The sequence below is a fragment of the Paraclostridium sp. genome (assembly GCF_051656405.1).
Classification (GTDB): Bacteria; Bacillota; Clostridia; order Peptostreptococcales; family Peptostreptococcaceae; genus Paraclostridium.
Window position 1 is genome coordinate 13471 of sequence record NZ_JBOGBV010000042.1, and the last position, 15284, is coordinate 28754.

The 15284-nt window shown below is 26.4% G+C and carries 17 protein-coding genes, 1 riboswitch and 1 other annotated feature; of the genes, 3 read left to right on the forward strand and 14 right to left on the reverse strand.

The genetic code is table 11. The annotated features are described in order from the left end of the window. Window position 1: 1 nt before the first annotated feature. From ACRDDE_RS05515 to ACRDDE_RS05530, 4 genes are all read right to left on the reverse strand, one after another. Window positions 2-1714 carry an ABC transporter ATP-binding protein gene (locus ACRDDE_RS05515; protein WP_438626089.1) on the reverse strand — a complete coding sequence of 571 codons (1713 nt, stop codon included), beginning with the start codon at window positions 1712-1714 and terminating at the stop codon, window positions 2-4. 123 nt (window positions 1715-1837) lie between these two features. Continuing rightward, complete coding sequence (locus tag ACRDDE_RS05520; protein WP_161794392.1) at window positions 1838-1975, reverse strand: hypothetical protein; 138 nt, start codon at window positions 1973-1975, stop codon at window positions 1838-1840. A 71-nt stretch (window positions 1976-2046) separates the two neighbouring features. Further along, the gene (locus tag ACRDDE_RS05525) at window positions 2047-3171 is read right to left on the reverse strand and encodes a putative manganese transporter (protein ID WP_438626091.1); all 1125 of its coding nucleotides are present in this window, start codon (window positions 3169-3171) and stop codon (window positions 2047-2049) included. Window positions 3172-3376: 205 nt separating this feature from the next. Further along, window positions 3377-4009, reverse strand: a complete 633-nt coding sequence (locus ACRDDE_RS05530; protein ID WP_438626093.1) for a hypothetical protein — start codon at window positions 4007-4009, stop codon at window positions 3377-3379. Window positions 4010-4223: 214 nt separating this feature from the next. Between ACRDDE_RS05530 and ACRDDE_RS05535 the strand changes: the two genes are divergently transcribed. After that, window positions 4224-5450 carry a sodium/glutamate symporter gene (locus tag ACRDDE_RS05535; RefSeq protein ID WP_438626095.1) on the forward strand — a complete coding sequence of 409 codons (1227 nt, stop codon included), beginning with the start codon at window positions 4224-4226 and terminating at the stop codon, window positions 5448-5450. A gap of 91 nt (window positions 5451-5541) precedes the next feature. Beyond that, the gene (locus tag ACRDDE_RS05540; protein ID WP_438626097.1) at window positions 5542-5787 is read left to right on the forward strand and encodes a hypothetical protein; all 246 of its coding nucleotides are present in this window, start codon (window positions 5542-5544) and stop codon (window positions 5785-5787) included. 19 nt (window positions 5788-5806) lie between these two features. Here ACRDDE_RS05540 and ACRDDE_RS05545 read toward each other — a convergent pair whose 3' ends face one another. Beyond that, a complete protein-coding gene (locus ACRDDE_RS05545) occupies window positions 5807-6181 on the reverse strand; it encodes a hypothetical protein (protein WP_438626098.1) in 375 nt (124 codons plus the stop codon). Window positions 6182-6358: 177 nt separating this feature from the next. On the opposite strand from ACRDDE_RS05545, the gene ACRDDE_RS05550 reads away from it, so the two are divergent. Next, a complete protein-coding gene (locus ACRDDE_RS05550) occupies window positions 6359-6943 on the forward strand; it encodes a hypothetical protein (protein WP_438626100.1) in 585 nt (194 codons plus the stop codon). A 38-nt stretch (window positions 6944-6981) separates the two neighbouring features. Here the strand turns inward: ACRDDE_RS05550 and ACRDDE_RS05555 are convergent, their stop codons facing one another. The 9 genes from ACRDDE_RS05555 to ACRDDE_RS05595 form a co-directional block, all read right to left on the reverse strand. Continuing rightward, window positions 6982-7161, reverse strand: coding sequence for a hypothetical protein (locus ACRDDE_RS05555; RefSeq protein ID WP_438626102.1), 180 nt, complete (start codon window positions 7159-7161; stop codon window positions 6982-6984). A 485-nt stretch (window positions 7162-7646) separates the two neighbouring features. Continuing rightward, window positions 7647-7869: a binding site (T-box leader), on the reverse strand. A 66-nt stretch (window positions 7870-7935) separates the two neighbouring features. After that, window positions 7936-8796 (reverse strand): FxLYD domain-containing protein, encoded by an 861-nt coding sequence (locus ACRDDE_RS05560; RefSeq protein WP_438626104.1) that lies wholly within the window; start codon window positions 8794-8796, stop codon window positions 7936-7938. Between the two features lie 119 nt (window positions 8797-8915). Further along, on the reverse strand, window positions 8916-9605 hold the full coding sequence (locus ACRDDE_RS05565) for a radical SAM protein (RefSeq protein WP_438626106.1): 690 nt from the start codon (window positions 9603-9605) through the stop codon (window positions 8916-8918). Continuing rightward, window positions 9598-10185 carry an ECF transporter S component gene (locus ACRDDE_RS05570; protein ID WP_438626108.1) on the reverse strand — a complete coding sequence of 196 codons (588 nt, stop codon included), beginning with the start codon at window positions 10183-10185 and terminating at the stop codon, window positions 9598-9600. Before ACRDDE_RS05570 ends, ACRDDE_RS05565 begins: the two co-directional genes overlap by 8 nt. After that, entirely contained in the window at window positions 10186-11154 is a 969-nt protein-coding gene (locus tag ACRDDE_RS05575) for a nucleoside hydrolase (protein WP_438626110.1), read from the reverse strand. Window positions 11155-11253: 99 nt separating this feature from the next. After that, window positions 11254-11298: riboswitch (PreQ1 riboswitch) on the reverse strand. A gap of 457 nt (window positions 11299-11755) precedes the next feature. Next, window positions 11756-14080, reverse strand: coding sequence for a hypothetical protein (locus ACRDDE_RS05580; protein ID WP_438626112.1), 2325 nt, complete (start codon window positions 14078-14080; stop codon window positions 11756-11758). Window positions 14081-14090: 10 nt separating this feature from the next. Further along, on the reverse strand, window positions 14091-14345 hold the full coding sequence (locus ACRDDE_RS05585) for a hypothetical protein (protein WP_438626114.1): 255 nt from the start codon (window positions 14343-14345) through the stop codon (window positions 14091-14093). A 12-nt stretch (window positions 14346-14357) separates the two neighbouring features. Next, window positions 14358-14786 (reverse strand): hypothetical protein, encoded by a 429-nt coding sequence (locus ACRDDE_RS05590; RefSeq protein ID WP_170074642.1) that lies wholly within the window; start codon window positions 14784-14786, stop codon window positions 14358-14360. Between the two features lie 249 nt (window positions 14787-15035). Then, window positions 15036-15209 (reverse strand): hypothetical protein, encoded by a 174-nt coding sequence (locus tag ACRDDE_RS05595; protein WP_438626116.1) that lies wholly within the window; start codon window positions 15207-15209, stop codon window positions 15036-15038. Window positions 15210-15284 lie beyond the last annotated feature (75 nt).

Genomic DNA, 15284 nt, shown 5'->3' on the forward strand with positions numbered 1-15284 from the left:
TTTATACATCTGGGGATATTTGAGAGTTGTATATTTCTTTATACATATCACATTGTTTTAATAGGTTGCTATGATTATCAAAACCAACTATTTTCCCATTTTCTAAAACTATTATTTTATCCATATCTAATATAGAACTAATCTTTTGAGAAACCACTATGTATGTAGTATTATCTAAGTAATTTTTTATATTGTTTTTAATTCTATTTTCAGTTTTTATGTCCATAGCACTAAATGAATCATCTAAAATTAAAATTTTAGGATTTTTTATTAATGCTCTCGCTATACATGCTCTTTGCTTTTGGCCTCCTGATAAATTGGTTCCATTTTCCCCAACCATTTGTTCATATCCACTTTCAAAACTTTTTATAAATTCATCACATTCACATATTTTACATACGTCTATAACCTCATCTAATGAAGCTTTTCTATTTCCCATTTTTATATTATTAATTATAGTTTTATTAAACAAAGTACTTTTTTGTGGAACTAATCCAATATACTCTCTTAAATTTTTGCTGTCCAAATTATTTATATCATTTCCATCTATATTTAAAATTCCTTTGTCTATTTTATAAAATTTCATTATTAAGTTTATTAAAGTTGTTTTTCCGCTTCCTGTTGGCCCAATTATACCTATATGTTCTCCTTGATTTATTTTAAAGCTTATATCGTTTAATACTTTTTCATTATCAATATATGAAAAATTCACATTTTTAAATTCTAAACTACCACTGATATCTATTCTTATATTTCCTCTCTTGTCTATATCATTTCGAGTATCTAAAACTTCTATAACTCTTTCACTAGATGCTTTTGCCCTTATAAATACATTAAAAATATGAGCAATCATAAGCAATGAAGTCAATATTCTACCTATATAATTTATATAAGCTACAATAACACCTACTTCAATTTCATTTTTAAAAATTAATTTTGATCCCAAGTATAATATAGTTGCTATTGTTATATTTGAAATTAAAGTTATGGTTGGCTTAAATACAGCACTAATCTTCATAGCTTTTTCAGTTACTTCTAATAAATCCATATTTACATTCTCAAATTTTTCTTCTTCATACTTTGACCTATTAAATAACTTAACGATTCTTATATTGCATAGATATTGTCTTAAATTTGAATTTAAATTGTCTAAAGATATTTGAACTTTCTTAAAATAAGGTGTACCTATATTCAAATTTATGATAATTATGACAAATATAATAATTATGCCAACTAATAATACTATCGAAAGTTTTAAATTTAGCTTCATAGCTAATATAAAACTGCCTATGCAAAGTATAGGTGCTTTTATTATTATTCGCATTAATCCATTTACAAATTGTTGTATTTGGTTAATATCATTAGTGCTCCTAGTTATTAAAGATCCTTTGCCTATTTTATCTATATTCTCAAATGAATATGAGTTTATATGTGCAAATACATCGCTCCTTAAATCTCTAGCAAATTTTTGAGATACATTTGTTGAAATTATACTTCTTAAAATAGCAAAAACAGCTCCTGATATTGTTATTACTACCATTAAAAAGCCTTTATTTATCAGATAATTCATATCTTTATTTGCTATACCAATATCTATAATGTTGGCCAATATAGTAGGTTGCATCAAATCGCAAATAGCTTCAAAGCTAACCAGTACTATACCTAAAATAAATAAAGCAAAATACTTTTTCATATAAACCATAAAGTGTCTCACAAGCCCACCTCCCCAATATATTTATATGTACTTTATACTATTTATTATATCCATTTTACATTTTATAATAAATCATACATTTTAAAATAATAAAAAAGCTATCTCATAATCATGAGATAGCCTCTATTTTTTATTAGATAAAAAATATCCAATCCATATTCCAAGTGCTAAAGTAATAAGTGTTGTAAAGTTTATTCTTGTAAATAATACTCCAGCTAAAACGCCAATCGCTATTCCAACAACCATACAATTATTTTTCATATATTTCCTCCATAATAAAACCTATATTATAGAATATGAATATATGCTTATAAATTAACCATAAATTTTTTCTACATGAAATAAATTAATAATCCTACTATAATTGATGGAATTGTGGTTATTATAGTTGCCCATAAAGCAGACTTTTTATCCATAGCTAATAAAGGAAATAATGCATCTCCATCTTGAGATATACTATTTGCAACTAATGCTGCAAAAGGTAAACTTCCTTTTAAATAAAATGACATAACTACAATTTGGACTCCACACCCTGGTACAATTCCAAGTGCAGCTCCAGCAAATACACTTATAACACCTGCTCCTAATATTAATTTTACTAGTGCTTCTTCGCCTCCAGCCATAAGTATAATTAAATCATATAATACATATGCTACAAATATCCAGACAATTACAAATGATATTTCGCTTACAGAATGTATTAAAGTTTCTTTTAACGACATCAGTTTATGTTCATTTTCTTCATAATTTTCATTTTCAATAACCTTTTTAGTCATTATCATATATATAAAAGATGCTGCTATCCCTACTATAGCTATTATTTCTTCAAATGAATGCATCACTTCTATAAATCCAAACTCTAAACCTGAATGTGCTAGTATCATAAATATGCATCCAGTTATAAGCAATAATAAATATATTTTATATCCTATTCCATGAACTATTTCATGTGCTAGGTGATAAAATCTTCTACTTTTTTGAATATCACATGAATTAGAATTTGATGTTCTTGAATAATTATTAGATTTACTTTTATCCAAATTAGATTTGCATTTATGTAGTTCTAACTTTTCTTCTGTTTTAAAATAGTCAACTATGTATCCAGTTAAAATACCAACTAAAAAACTTATAATTGTTACTAAAATATATGCTTTAAAATCTGTTGTCATCATTAAAAAGGCACTATCTCCCATACTTGCAATTAAACTAGCTATTATTGTTCCAAAAGTTACCTTATTACTTATAAATAGCGGCATTAAAACTATACTTCCCCCACATCCAGGAAGAGCTCCTAACAAAGCTCCAAATAGTGGTTGCAATTTTTTATTTTTACTTATTATTTCTACAAAACTTCCGCTTGTTTTGTAGTTTATAAATCCAAATAGTAATATAGACATGCTGACTAGTGACCCTACATGCAAGAAGGTCTCTTCAGCACTGTTTATCAGTATACTCATAAATCATCCTCCGAAAATTTTATATTTTAAATTATACTACTTTATTTTTCATTTGTAAATGATTATCTATATCATTTATATTTTTACCTGTATTTAATTTATGTCCAATGCATTTCATGTTAATCATCTTTTATTCAATATTAGCACTTAATAAAGTATTTATAATAATTTTCTCACAAAAAAATAAAAAAGTAAAATAGACAAGCTATTTTACTTTTTTATTTTTTTGATCTATGATTGTTTTAGTTGTGTCTATATCTTTTGCTATACATCTTTGTGTATTTAATCTTTCTCCTACTAACATAGTAGACATTAATGTTTTTAATTCTTCTACTAATTTGTGGAATTCTTCTGTATTTTCTAAATTTTTCTCTTTATCTATTATTGTTTCTGTAGTGTCATTTCCTTTTACTACATCTACTTCTTCATTTAATTTTTCTTCATTTAGCATAGTATTAACTAAACCTTTAGCTTCATCTGCTAATTTTTCAATTTCTTCCATGCTTATATGTTCATCTTCTTTTTGATCTATTATAGTTTTAGTTGTATTTATATCTTTTGCTATACATCTTTGTGTGTTTAATCTTTCACTTACTAATAATTCTCCGCCTACACCCTTTAAATTTTCAACTAAATTAGTTAAAGATTTATGTAGTTTTCTCATTTCTTGTTCATCAAGTTCTCTTTTTTCTTCCTTTGGTTCTATGATTGTCTTAGTTGTATCTATATCTTTTGCTATACATCTTTGAGAGTTTAACCTTTCACTCACTAACATAGTATCCATTATACCTTTTAATTCATCCTTAAACTCTTTTAATAATTCATTTATTTTTTTCATATTTACCACCCCTCAAAATATTTTTATATTATATATATTACCCTATTTTGCCATAATAAAACAAGATTTTATTTAAAATTTTACCATTTAAATTAATTGTCGATTATTGTAGTCTGTTTTTCGCTATTTTTATATGTTTTGCTATATTTTTTTAAATATACTTTCATTAATTCCACGTTAAGGTCATATAATTTTCTCTAGGAGGTGCTTTGATTTGAATATAAATCTAAATTTGATATCTACGTTATCTATAGCTATAGTCTTTTTCATAATTGGTACTTTCTTAAAAGATAAAATTAAATTTTTTTCAAAATTTTGTATACCATCACCAGTTATAGGCGGATTACTTTTTACACTTTTATCACTATTTTTAAGAATCTTCAATATTGTAAACATCAGTGTATCTCAAAATTTTATATCTATATTTATGACTGTTTTTTTTACAATCTTAGGACTCAATGCTAGCTTTAAACTTGTAAAAAAAGGAGGCAGTCTGCTATTTAAGTACTGGATTCTCTGTGGGTTTTTAGCTCTTTCTCAAAATATAATAGCAGTTACAATAGCTAAAATTACTAATATACACCCATTAATAGCTCTTATGTGTGGAACCATATCAATGGAAGGTGGTCATGGAAATGCAGCTGCATTCGGTAGTACTATAGAAAAAATGGGAATAAACGGTGCTGTAACTATAGGTCTTGCTTCTGCAACTTTAGGGATAATAATAGGAGGACTTTTAGGTGCTCCAGTAGCCAGATATTTAATTGAGAAGAATCATCTAAAGCCTAAGTTTAATCCATACCCTAAGTTATACAATAAAAAATGTAATTTTTTAACCAAAGGCTTTTTAACTAGAAATTCTAAATCTAATATTTTTACCCCAATAAATTTTTTTGAACATACATTGGTTATCCTTCTATGCTTGAACTTTGGAAACTTAATTGCAAAAACAATATATTTAAAAACATCTATTGTTATACCAAGTGTTGTAGGTTGTATGGTTGTTGCTTGTATATTTAGAAATTTTAATGATAAAGTTAAATTAATAGATTTAAATTTTTATATATTAGATTTCGCAAGCGATATTGCACTTTCAATGTTTTTGATAATAGCCCTTATGAGTATAAACTTATTAGATTTAGCAACTATTGCAGGTCCTATGCTTTTAATAATTTTCGCTCAGGTTATATTCATATTAATTTACTCAATTTTTGTATGTTTTAAAGTGTTAGGAAAAAATTTTGATGCAGCAGTAATGATATCAGGAATTATAGGCCACGGAATAGGAAATACACCTAATGCATTAGCTAACATAAATTCTGTTACCCATAAATATGGTCCATCTGAAAAAGCATCATTGATAGTTCCTTTAGTAGGAGCATTCTTGCTAGATATCTTTTCACTTCCATGTATAATAATTTTTATAAATCTTTTTAAATAAATTACATACTAATTCGTAACATTTGTTACAGATTTTTTTATTTGTTTCATATATAATAATCTACATAATTTATTACTTAGGAGGATTTTTTATGTCTTGCGGATGTGCAAATACAAATAAGGATGACGGAAAGCAAGCTGTTGATTTAGTTAGAAGTAAAGATAAAGCTGGTTTTCCATTAAGAACACCACATGAAATAGTTTGTTCTAATTGTAAAAATACATTTATCATGAATACGCATGTTGATAAATGTAATCATTGCAACATGACTTATGGTGTTACGCCTTGTAGCTCTATGGATAAGGAAAATATTAAAGCAGCTGGTATAAATTATTAAAACTCCCATTTAGGGAGTTTTATTTAAATTGATCTTCATCTAAATTTTCATCTTCATTATCAATTTTATTTATAAATTTATTCATTTCTTCATTTGATACATGATCTTCATTATCATAACTTAATCTATTACTATTGAATTCTTCTATTTTAGATTTCAATTCATAATCTTCATTTTCTTCTCCTATATTTTCTAAACCATACCCATACTCATCATAGTCATACTCTTCTTGCTTTGCCTTAGCTTTTTTGTAGACCATTGTAGCTCCTATAGTTGCTGCTCCTATTCCTAAAGCTGTAAGTGTAGTTATTTTTGCAGCTTTATGTCTTTTAGTTTTTCTCTCCAATTCTTTTTTCTCTTCTTTTATATTTTTATATATTTTTTTAGCTAGCATATAAAAAACTCCCTTCATATATTTTTGTTATAAATTTAATCAATATTAGTATTTGGAATTATTTTAAAAAAACACAATTAATTATTGTTATATTAGGAAATTTTATGCTATACATATTTTTTTAATTGATTTAATATATTATTAGTAATATATTAAATCACGAAGGAGGATTTCATTTTGTTATTTTATAAAAAAGAAGTTCCTAAATACTTAACTTTAACTACAAACATACTTATATTATTATATACAGTTTCTTTGATATACTTTATTTTCTTTGGAGAAGCATTTCAAATTGCACCCTGTTTTTGCTCTCTAATGATAACTGTATTTATAAAATTTACAACGAAAAAATTTATTAATGTAATTTCTCCTATTTTAATTTTTTCAATACTTATATTTATTTTATTTTCATCTTACTTAGGTTCCAGTTTCGATTTTTATGGGATAATTAACCACTATGATGATATAATGCATTCTCTATCAGGTGTTTTAGCAGTTTTTTTTGCATATGACGCATTCGTGCTATTAAATTCTAATTCAAATACACTTATTGATAGGAAAGTTATCATTGTATTTACATTTTGTTTTAGCATGGCTATAGCTGGTTTATGGGAGATATCTGAATTTTTAATAGATAGCTTTTTTGCAACAAATATGCAAGTTGGTGGACTTGCGGATACGATGCATGATATGATAGATGCTTTTATAGCTTCAATCTTAACTATACCTTTGTACGAATTGTTTTATAAAAAATACAAATAAATAAAAATAAACCTCACAAATGTGAGGTTTATTTTTATTTATTTGTATTCCCCGTCTGCATACTTCTTTAAAATATCTACAAATCCCATTATCTCTAAATTTGCATCAGTTCCATTCATTATTTGGTTATAATACCAATTTGCAAATTCTGGATCTGCTAAAGTTTCATTTAATTTTACAAAATCTAAATTTCCATAGTTTTTATTATTCTCTTTCATTATTACCCTCTCCTTAAAATAATATTATTTAACCTATACATATATTTGTTTATTACTTTATTATATTCATCCCTTTTATTATTTACTTGTAAAAATTTTTTATAAATCTTTTTATAAACTAATCACAATTTTATTTACTAATTAACATAATTTAATCTCTTTAATTGATTTTAATTTGCAATAAAGGTTTTTACATCTGTTTTGGGTACAACAAGTAATCCTGTTTTCAATTTTTTTATATTTTTTAATCAAATCTATTTTCTCAGGAATTAAGCTTTTTATATTTTTTAATTTTAATTATTTTTATAATATTATATTTGCATATTTTAGTATACTTTTTTTATCTTCCATGGTAGAATATAGTTGTATAAATGTACCCAATTTTACATTTTATTGCAATATTATCCTTGTTTTAATTAATATTTTTTAATTGTTACTGTAATTAATTATAGCTAAGTAATAAAAAAAGACCCTCGTACCCTTAAAAAAGGGACGAAAGTCTTGTTATCCGCGTTGCCACCCTAGTTGTTTATATTTATAAAAATATAAACCTCCTCAGTCCTGTAACGTAGGTTTACGACTAATCTTACTATTATTTCAGACTAGTAGCTCCGGAATGGATTCAAAAACCATTGTAATGAGTTCTCACCAACCACTCACTCTCTGAATACAAACTTGCTTTTTACTATTTTCCTTCTTAGCTATATTCTTTATTCTATTTAATAAATATTATAGTACATATTCAATCAACTTTCAATACAAATTTTTATTTTTTTATTTTAATAATATTACTTCATTTAATTTTAAATTTACTTCGACAGTCGTATTGTCTTTTACATCATCGTAAATATATCCTATTACCTCTAATTTCTTTGCATCATTAGAGTGTACAGAACTTAAACTTACATCTTGAGATTTTTTTATTACTTCATACGAATCTAAATACGTTACATTAGTATACTCATTTTCATCGTTTAATTCTGCAACTTCTAGGACTACACTTCCTATATCCTTATCTGAAATGTTTTTTATTGTAATTTTAGAGCTATATCCACCATTAACCTCACTTACAATTTCTGGTTTAGATATTCCTAATATATCATATTTTGCATCTTTTACAATTCGCTCTCTCGTAGTTGATATATCCACTTTGTTAGTTTCTAAATCTATACTTACAAGTTTATTTCCTAAGTTATATGAGTATCCTGTAACTTTAATATCTTTAGCATACTTTTTATGTGCAGCTTGTATATATGCACTTTCATTTGGTTTTAATGTAATTTTGCATAAAGCTTCTGTTTTTGCCAGTGCAGTGTTTTCTTTATCATACTCTCTAAATGTTAGTTCTATGTTTCGAATGTTAAAGTCACTTGTATTTGTAACTTTAGTTTTTGTATCTATAAGATTAAGTTCTTCACTATTTCCACTTTTACTTTCATTTATTATTTCTGTTTTACCTATTTTCAATACTTTAGCATTTTTTTCATTTATATTAATGTTTACACTCTCAGATTCTATTTTTTTATTTATATTATTATCAGTAATACTTTCATTTGATGAGCACCCTGAAAGCATGCTAACTGTAACCATTAACATTGTACATATTATTGATGTCTTATTTATAATGTTGTTCATATATTAGCACCTCAGTTCTTCGTCTTTGTTATTATATTATACTATATATGAACTTAGTTCCATATTTTTTTAAAAATTTTTCATATTATTGTAACATTTTTTCCAAATTCATACATATTTTATTCACCAACTCCAAAATCAGTATTATTATAAAGCACTTCTATTTTTTCATTTTCATTTAAAAATTTGTACTTTTCTTTAAACCAAGTAACTAATTCTTCATCTCTTTTTATGCTAGAAGTGTTATTTATAAATATATTTATAGTAGCATGTTCAAAGTTATTTAAAACTATATCCATATCCCTATCTATCATTTCTTTTGTTTGACCCTTTATTCCTACCATCATACAAGGTGAATCAAAGTAAGTTTTTAACTCATCTACTGTTTTAAACTTAGCATTTTTCTTTAAAAAGTTATTTCTAAAATTATAATCAAAACTTTCTACTCCAGTTTTAAAGATTATAGGTATATTAAAAAACCTTCTCATCTCATCTAGTCTACTTTTATAACACCAGTGACTTTCTAAAAATAACTTTTCTATATTTTTTTCAATTACAATACTTTTGATTCTATCTAAAGTTTTTTTAGGAATTTCAAAACAGCTTCCTGAATTTATAACTTCTAATACTTTATATTTACCTGTAACATTTTCTAATACTTCAAAATTCAATCTATTCATATCTTCTTCATCATTGTCATTATCTAGAGTATAATCACAAAATGAACATTTACCCCATTTACAAGGAAATCCTTTTAGAAGCACTATTTCACGTTTATTTTTATTATTGATTTCACTATATCTATCCATTATTTATCTCCATATAACTATTTTTAAATTTTAATTTATTTACTACATTTTGTGGAACTAATGAAACTGCATATTTTACAATCATAACTGCTACAATTTTATCTGTATAGTCAGTTAAAACTTGTGTTAAAAATACTCCTGCAACTTTATTAACTCCAAATGTGGATAAAATTTGTACTATATATGATGATCCTGATGAAGTTACTCCTCCAAATACAAATGCTGCTATTATAGCACTTAATATAGAAGTTGGTACTGAAAAAGCCATTACTCCTATGAATATTTTACCACCTTTTAAAAAGCCTTTTTTGAACATAATTCCAGATATTAATCCCGTTGATATTTGAACTGGCATAAAAAATAACGAGTATATGTCAAACGTCATTCCACTTACAAAACTACCTAAAATTCCTGTTAAAACGGCATATCTAGGTCCTAGTATACAAGCTATAAATATAGTTCCAATTGAATCTAAGTATATAGGTAATCTTAATGTCAGTGCTATAAATGCACCAACTACATTTAATACAATACCTAAAGCGATTATTGTTACTTGATATGTAGATAGAGATTTTTTCATTTAAAGTAATCCCCCTATCAATTCAATTTTATCTATATATTTAGGGAACAGCCTTTTTAAAAACATACGCATGAATTTTTTTTCATCAACTTCCGTAAGCACTACACTATTATTATCTCTTTTGTAAAAATCAAAAGAATCTACTATACTCTGTCCCATAGCTATTCCACTTTCAACTATTTCTGTGTATGATTCAAATCCATCACACAAGCTTCTATCCATAAAATACGCTACAGCTAATGGGTCATTTATAACACATCCAATTATACCTTCTTGGTTCCAATGAAAATCAATATAAAACCTTGTTATTTGTGTTATATATTCAGCTAAGTTTTTATCTAACCTATTTATAAATTCGATAATATTTGGTGTTAATACTATTTTTCTAGTTACATCTAGCCCTATCATGTGGATTTTTTTAGGTAAATTTTTGTAAATATATTCAGCTGCATGTGGATCAACCCAATAATTAAATTCTGCAACAGGCGAACAATTACCATGTATTTTAAATGCACCGCCCATAGATACAAATTCATCTAAGTTTTTAAAAGCATCTTTGTCTTTTATAAGTGCTTTAGCAATATTAGTTAATGGTCCAAGAGCTATTATAGATACATCTGCATTATTCTTTAGTGTTTCTATAATAAAATCTACTCCACCATATTTTATAAACTTATTAGGTACTTTCTCATAGAAATTTTCTCCAACACCATCTTCTCCATGTGTGTCTTGAGCTGTTACAAGTTCTCTTTTTAGGGGATTTTCTTCTCCAACATATACATCTATGTTTTTATCAGAAAATCTATGAAGTGTATATAGAGCATTTTCAGCTCCCATCTTAGCAGGTACATTCCCGCTGCAAGTCGTTATGCCCAATATTTCTAATTCCGGTGAATTTATAGCTAATAATAAAGCTAATGAATCATCAATACCTGGGTCACAGTCAATTATTACTTTTCTTTTTTGCATAACAAATGCCTCCTTAAAAAAATTATTAATAAGGAGAACCTTACAACTTTTAATTTAAAGTCATAGCTAAGGATATGTCTTATATACTGCCACTATATAATTACCTTAGTTTTTTATACTTGGAGGTTCTCGAACAAGTCCCAACGTTTTTTAATAACCGTTGGAGTTTCAATATTTTAATAGAGTTGTTTTGTGCAATTGTCAGTAAATAGTCAGTAGAATATACTTATCCACAATTTTACCAACAACTTACTTCTTTTTGCATGTTGTTTATTATACTATTAATTTTCAAAGTGTTCAACTATACTTTTGATTCATACAGTTTTTTATAAAATTTATTTTTTATATAAAGACATGCAACTTTTAATAACTATTTATCATATGCTATAACATGCGTAGCGAATGTATAAGCGTTAAGCGACGCAGGTCGTAGTGTTACATGAGAGAAGTGCTTATGTTCGCCTATAGCAACTTAGGCTAACTATATCTATTTTTTAATATGTATAAATACGTTGAAAATACTACATTCTTAGTTTGGTACCGAAACTTATATCGGTACCAAATTTATTTTTTAAAATATTTAAGAATAAAAAAATCCCTATTAAGAAGCGATAGGGATTTCTAATTTTTTAATAGGTTTTGGTAAGTCGACAACAAATACACTATAATTTTTAGTAGTCTTTATTAATGCTAAGGCACTATATCTATCTAAGTTTAATAAATCTTCTTCCTCATACCCAAATGCAAGTAAATTAGATTTTAAATCTTGATACGCTTTAACATCTGCTCCTTGTAATAATAAGTAAGATGTACCAGAAGCCTTTAAAGCTTCTTTACATTGTTGTGTTAATTGATTAAGATAATGCAAAGCTACAATAGAAACTAAATCAAATTTTCTAGCTTCTACAAATATATCTTGATATAATAATTGGCAATTATGGCACTTATAGAATTCATCAAATAATATAAAAGTCTTTGGTTGCTTTCTAGTAGCTAAAATCTGTTTCGCTAACCAAATCTTACTTAAAAAGAATGTCGCTATTATATTTCTTATCATCTTAGATGGAAATTTACTTTCAGGAATCTTTATTAAAATAACCTTATTTTGTTCTAATAACTCTACGAAGTTTAAATTATCTTTACTTGATTTCATAAATGCTAATTTTGTATGAGAACTAGTTTTAAGATGTATAGATCTATCTATGATCCCTTCAATTTTATTATCGTTATTTGATATAGTCCCGTCTTTTTCTTTTTTATCCAGTTCTTTTAATGTAATAACTTCATCTTCAAGTAATTCGTTCATTTCCTCTTTTATAGATTCTATAAAATGCTTTCTTTTACTTGGTATAGTAAGACAATTTATAATATCTTTTAAACTAGCATCATACTTACTGGTAAAAACTACAGTTCCAGCTGCATATAGATATTTAAGCATTTTAGGACTTAATTTGCTTGTATCATCATTTATAGAATCTAAAAGAACTGCTATTTGTTGTGTATGCAGTATAGAATTTGAAATTTTTTCATAATTTGTCATGTTCGGATTTATAGCAACTTCATTATATGAAAAGCATTGTATTTGATTCGGATTACTGCAATCTATTTCAATTAACTTTTCAGATGGTGTTATATCCTTTATAGACTCAGATAATTCACAATTATTTATAATATCTATATTAACTAATCCGTAGCCTTCGTTTATTATATCGTAAGCATTATTTGTCATGAATGTAGTTTTCCCAGCTCCCATACATCCTATATATGCCATTCCCAATCTACTCAATTGCTCATCATTAGATTTAAATGCATCTGTTCTAGTTTCTTTCACCTTTACATTACCAAGTCTGAAAAAACCTCTCTGTAACTCTTCTGGGACTTTATTTTCTAATACACTTATATGCTCCATATCTTTAAATTGATTTATAAGCTCTCTTCCAGGCATAGCTAAAAAATTACTACACTCTTGGGTAGATGTTTGATTTATTCCGCAAGGAAACTTGTAATCGCAAATATCAAATGATTCCTTCATTTCATCATAAATCAATCCATTATCTTCATCTATTATACTAAAAGCTTCAGCTGCAGCTCTAGCATTAATTTCTTGATTTTGTTTGTCATCACTTTCTGCTAAAACTACTATCTGACTTCTGCATAATGTGCAATTTTCTTTTTTTACAGTAGCTTTTGAAAGTTCTCTATTTTGAAATAAAGTTATGTTGTTTTGAATTGGTTGCTTTAGATCTGTCTGTATTTTATCTATAAAACCATCTATAGAATTAATTAAAAATATAGCCGCTACTTTTAAAATATATTTTATATTTTTCTTATTTTTATCTAAAGGTTTATGCTTATCAAACTTTTCAGCGATCTCTCTATGGTACTCCTTAAATGAATTTAGAATAGTTTGACTTGACGGAACAAAATTGTATACTATCCCTAATTTATCATTAGTTTCCGACTCTAATATTTCTAGTAAATTCAAAGTGCTAGATAAAAGCTCATTATTCCTTTTATCTACCGCTAAACTTAAAGCATCTTCCTTTTTATAACTTAAACTGTATTTAGTGGCATCTTCGTTGAATTGAGGTAGCTCTTTAACTTCTTTTATTTCTATATTTCTCCATGTATCAGAAATTCTATCTTTAAATAGTCTCTTGTATGGTTTGGGTATTATGAAATAAAACTCAATTTTCTTTTTTTCTAAATATATATAGTAACTAACTTTAGATTTAGTTTTAAAAAATAATTTTTTTTCTTCCTTATAAATTCGTTTATTAAAATCTAAGTACAATTTATTTACTAATTGGGCTAGCTTATCAGATGAGTTGTTTCTCGTTGACGAATGTGGAATAAGTTTGAAATAGACATACTCTGGATTTACTAATTCAAAATATTTATCTAGTCTTATACTCTTTGTTTTCATATTATACCTCCTATACCAAAACGGTAGCTAAGCATCTAAGGATAGCGTAAATAACTATGCTTATCGTAGCTCCGTTTTTTGTTTTTTTACATCCGCACATTGTAAGTATCAAACAAATTATAGCTGTTAATAAAAGAATCCAGTGAGACATATCTACTATACCAATTAAAATTTTAGTTGGATTAGTAATTAAATCCCATGCAGCTGTACAAAAATTCCACATTCCAGTTAATACATTAGATATATTTTGTAATGTTTCTAACATAATATTACCTCCCTAAAATAGACCTTTTATTAAATCAAATGCCCATGGTAAAAAGTACAATACTCCAAATCCTAATAAGTACATAATTACAATTGAACCTATATTTTCCGAATGACCTCTCATACCTTCTTTTACTACATCTTTAGTACAGGATATAATGCCTACCCAGTAACCTACTTTTCTTATTAAATTTAATATTTCCATGCCAGCTTTATCTATTGAAGCTGTATCTGCAGCTAACACAGTAATACCGCTTAAGTCAACAGTCATAGCTATAATATAAATAAGTAACATATACTTAGCTTTATTTTTCTTTAAGTGATTGATAGTTTTTTCTATTAGGCTTAAATTTATATTCTCTAACGCTAATTCTCTTTCTATTTCACATGATCTCACAAACTCCGGAACACTTATAACCTCTTCTTTTTTTATGAATAACATGAATAAATCCCCCTTAAATAGTAAATAATAATCTTATAAATTTATCTTTGGAGGTGTTTGGAATGACTCCTGGTATGATTTTCTTTGGTGGGTATATAACTTGCTGTGCTATAGCCGAAATAGCGGTTAAGTTTTTATAATTTTATAAAGGATTTTAAATATTTTTATCGAAATAATTAGAGAATTATATTTTTATAATTCACTTAGCTTTGAGCCATATGGAGTACCAGTCCTGTGGCTCTTTACTTTTTAGTCATATTTCCAACTTCCTTTTTCTTTCATATCTTTTTCAATTAACAACTTAATATATGTGCTTATTCCTAATGAATCTTTTTGTTGTAAAACATAGTTATATAAAGCTAAGTCTCTTATATTTTCTTTAAAACTAACCGGTAATTTTAATGACTGTTTCTTTTTAGCCAAATCTATCCCTCCTTAAGTATTATTGATTATCTCTGCCCCCTTTCTTTAATACATTCTATTCATTTCTAACTACAA